This is a genomic window from Clostridium sp. UBA1056 (assembly GCA_002316385.1).
Taxonomy (GTDB): Bacteria; Bacillota; Clostridia; order Clostridiales; family Clostridiaceae; genus Clostridium_J.
On sequence record DCDL01000066.1, the window covers coordinates 30,581 to 34,196 of the forward strand.

A 3,616-nucleotide genomic window follows, 5' to 3' on the forward strand; every position below is an offset into this window, starting at 1 on the left:
TATTTTCAGATGCCTTAAATAATTTTCTTTAACTTTCACATACTATCTTATAACCATTAATGGGAGGAGAAATAATATGCTATCTAAATTTTTTATAAAGTACTTAAAGCCTCTAAAGAAACTAGTGTTTATTGCACCAATCTTTATGCTAACTGAAGTTATTGTAGACCTAATCCAACCTTTTTTAATACAAAAAATAATAGATAATGGATTAGGCACTGGAAATATTGATTATGTGATAAGTAGAGGTATAGCTATGACTATATTATCTTTAATTGGAATTACATCTGGAATTATAACTACATATTTATCCTCTAAAATTTCTCAAAACTTTGGAGGTTATCTTAGAGAAGATACCTTTAGAAAAATTATGGGACTCTCATACAAGAACCTAGATCATCAGAGTCCTAGTAATCTAATAATTAGGCTAACTAACGATGTAACTCAAGTACAAAACTTAATATTAATGAGCTTTCGTATTTTAGTTCGTGCTCCACTTTTATTAATCGGTAGCTTAATAATGGCATTTTTCACTGCTATAAATTTATCTCCTATAATTATAGTTTTAGTTATAGTTATCATAATTGCACTTTCTATAATAATGCCTAGGTCTACTCCATTATTTGTAAATTCCCAGAAAGCTTTAGATACACTAAATACAGTTTTAAATGAAAATTTTAGTGGAATACGAGCTGTTAAAGCTTTTGTTCGTGAAGATTATGAAACTCAAAAATTTGATAAAGAAAATGAGACCCTTTATATTGCAAGTACTAAGGCTTCTCATGTTGTAGCTCTTATTATGCCTTTTTTAATGCTTTGTGTTAATTTCGGTATTGTAGCAACCCTTTACTTTGGAGGTAATTTAGTAATAAAAAGTGGGTTGCAAGTTGGTCAAATTGTTGCTTTTATAAATTATTTACTTCAAATACTAGTTTCATTATTAATCTCTGGAATATTATTAATGAATGTATCTCGCGCTATTGTATCAGCCAAAAGAATTATTGAAATTCATGATATAGATGCTGACATTGTTTATACAACAGAAGACTTCAATAATATTAAAGGGAATGTCTCTTTCCAACATGTATACTTTAAGTATTCTAAAACCAGTGAATTTGTACTAAAAGATATTACCTTTACCGCCAATTTGGGTGAAACAATAGGAATTATTGGTTTAACTGGTTCTGGTAAATCTACCTTAGCTCAATTGATTCCAAGACTATATGATGCAACCTTAGGTAGTGTATTAATTGATGGAAAAGATATTAAGGAATATAGTGAAAAATCTCTACGTTCTCAAATAAGTATTGTACTACAAAAGGCTCTTCTTTTTGCCGGTAAGCTTAATACAAATATACGTTATGGAAATCAGCAAGCAACTAATTTAGAAATAGAAGAAGCTGCTAAAACTGCTCAAGCTAGTGAATTTATAGATCGCTTTCCTGAAAAATATGATACTTTCATATATCAAAAGGGAAGCAATTTATCTGGTGGTCAGCGCCAACGTGTATCTATTGCTCGTGGATTAGTTGGAGATCCTAAGATACTAATTTTAGATGATAGTACTAGTGCTTTGGATGCTAAATCTGAAGAACTTGTTAAAAGAGCTCTAGCTAAAGACTTTGACGATACAACCACCTTTATTATTGCTCAGAAAATATCTTCAATTAAAAATGCTGATAAAATTTTAGTTATTGATAAAGGTGAAATTATTTCTATTGGCACTCACGAAGATTTATTAAAATCAAGTCCATTATATCAAGAAATCTATTCATCACAATCAGGTAAGGAGGCTTAAGTGCATGAAAAATAATAAAATAAAAAATTTATTTAAATATTTTAAAGGCTACAAAGGTCAAATGTTTATTATAGTTGTATGCGTAATTATTTATGCTTTAGGTAGAACCATAAGCCCCTTTATGTCTGGTTTTATAATAGACACTTATATTCTTCCTGGTAATTTATCAGGATTATTATATGGTGTCTTGATAGTTTTAGCTATCTTCGTAACGACATCACTGGCTAGTTTAATCCAAAGCCGCTTAATGATTAGTGTAGCTGGTAAGGCCGTTCGTCAGTTGCGTCATGACCTATTTGCTAGACTTCAACAGCTTTCCTTAAAATATTTTGATAGTACTCCTATTGGAGAGCTAATGAGTAGATTTACTAATGATATTGATAATATAAATACTACTTTAAATCAAAGCTTACTAGAGATAATATCAAGTGTTTTAGTTATAATTGGGATAATATGTTTTATGCTTTTTCTAAATGCAAAACTTGCTTTAGTAACTATTATCTCAACTCCAATAACCTTGATCATATCAAGAATCTTATCCAAAAAAACTAAAGTTAGATTCGATGAGATGCAAGAAAAACTAGGTTCTCTTAATGGCTATATTGAAGAGAATATATCTTCAGAAAAAGTTACTTTAGCTTATGGAATGCAAGAAGATACAATAAACCGTTTTATTCGTATTAATAATGATTTAGTTAATAGCTCAGTAAAAGCTCAAACAAACTCTGGACTTATGGCTCCTTTAACCAATGGAATAAGTAATATTAATTTAGCTATAATTGCTGCCTATGGTAGTTATTTAACTATAAACGGTATGGCTACGGTGGGACTCATTGTTACCTTCATAAATTTTGCTAGACAATTCTTTCAACCATTAAACCAACTTGCAAACCTATATAATCAAATACAACTAGCTTTAACAGGTACTGAAAGAGTATTTGAAGTTATGGATCAAATTCCAGATATAATGGATACACCAAATAGTAAAAGTGTTTCTCATTTTGAAGGAAATATAGAAATTTCTAATCTAAATTTTAGCTATGTGGAAGGTGAACCCATCTTAAAGGATATTAATATGCACGTTGAAAAAGGTAAAATGTTTGGTATTATTGGCCCAACAGGCTCTGGAAAATCTACTATTATGAACTTATTACCACGGTTTTATGACTACCAAGATGGAAGTATAACTATAGATGGTACATTACTTAAAGATTTTAAAATTAAAGATTTAAGAAATACCATCGGAATGGTTCTTCAAGATACAGTTATATTTACTGGTACTATTAAAGAAAATATTAAATATGGAAACCTTGAAGCTAGTGATGAAGAAGTTATTAATGCCGCTAAAGCTGCTAATATTCATGACTATATAATTTCTTTGCATGATGGCTATGAAACCATGTTAGATTCAAATGCTAGTGAATTAAGTGCAGGTCAAAAACAACTGCTAACTATTGCAAGAACTATTATATCTAATCCTGATATTCTTATATTAGATGAAGCTACTAGCAACATTGACACTCGCACAGAAATTAAGATTCAAGAGGCTATGAATAATTTGATGAGAGGACGTACTAGTTTTGTTATAGCTCATAGACTTAAGACTATTTTACAGGCTGACCAAATAATTGTTCTAAAGGATGGTAAAATATTTGAGCAAGGTACTCATAAAGAATTACTAGATAAAAATGGCTTCTACACAGAACTTTACCAAAGTCAATTTAATATCTAAAGCTATATAAAAAATGTTTTTTATCTTCACAGTCTATACAAGTTAAACAGTATACCATAAATGTGGCTTTCGTAAAATAAGCTAAT

General features: G+C 29.8%; 2 protein-coding genes. Both read left to right on the top strand.

The features are described from left to right. The first annotated feature begins 76 nt into the window (after positions 1-76). Positions 77-1,798, top strand: a complete 1,722-nt coding sequence (locus B3W71_RS19185) for an ABC transporter ATP-binding protein (protein ID WP_346890542.1) — start codon at positions 77-79, stop codon at positions 1,796-1,798. Between the two features lie 4 nt (positions 1,799-1,802). Beyond that, positions 1,803-3,530, top strand: a complete 1,728-nt coding sequence (locus B3W71_RS19190) for an ABC transporter ATP-binding protein (RefSeq protein WP_346890543.1) — start codon at positions 1,803-1,805, stop codon at positions 3,528-3,530. Positions 3,531-3,616: the final 86 nt, after the last annotated feature.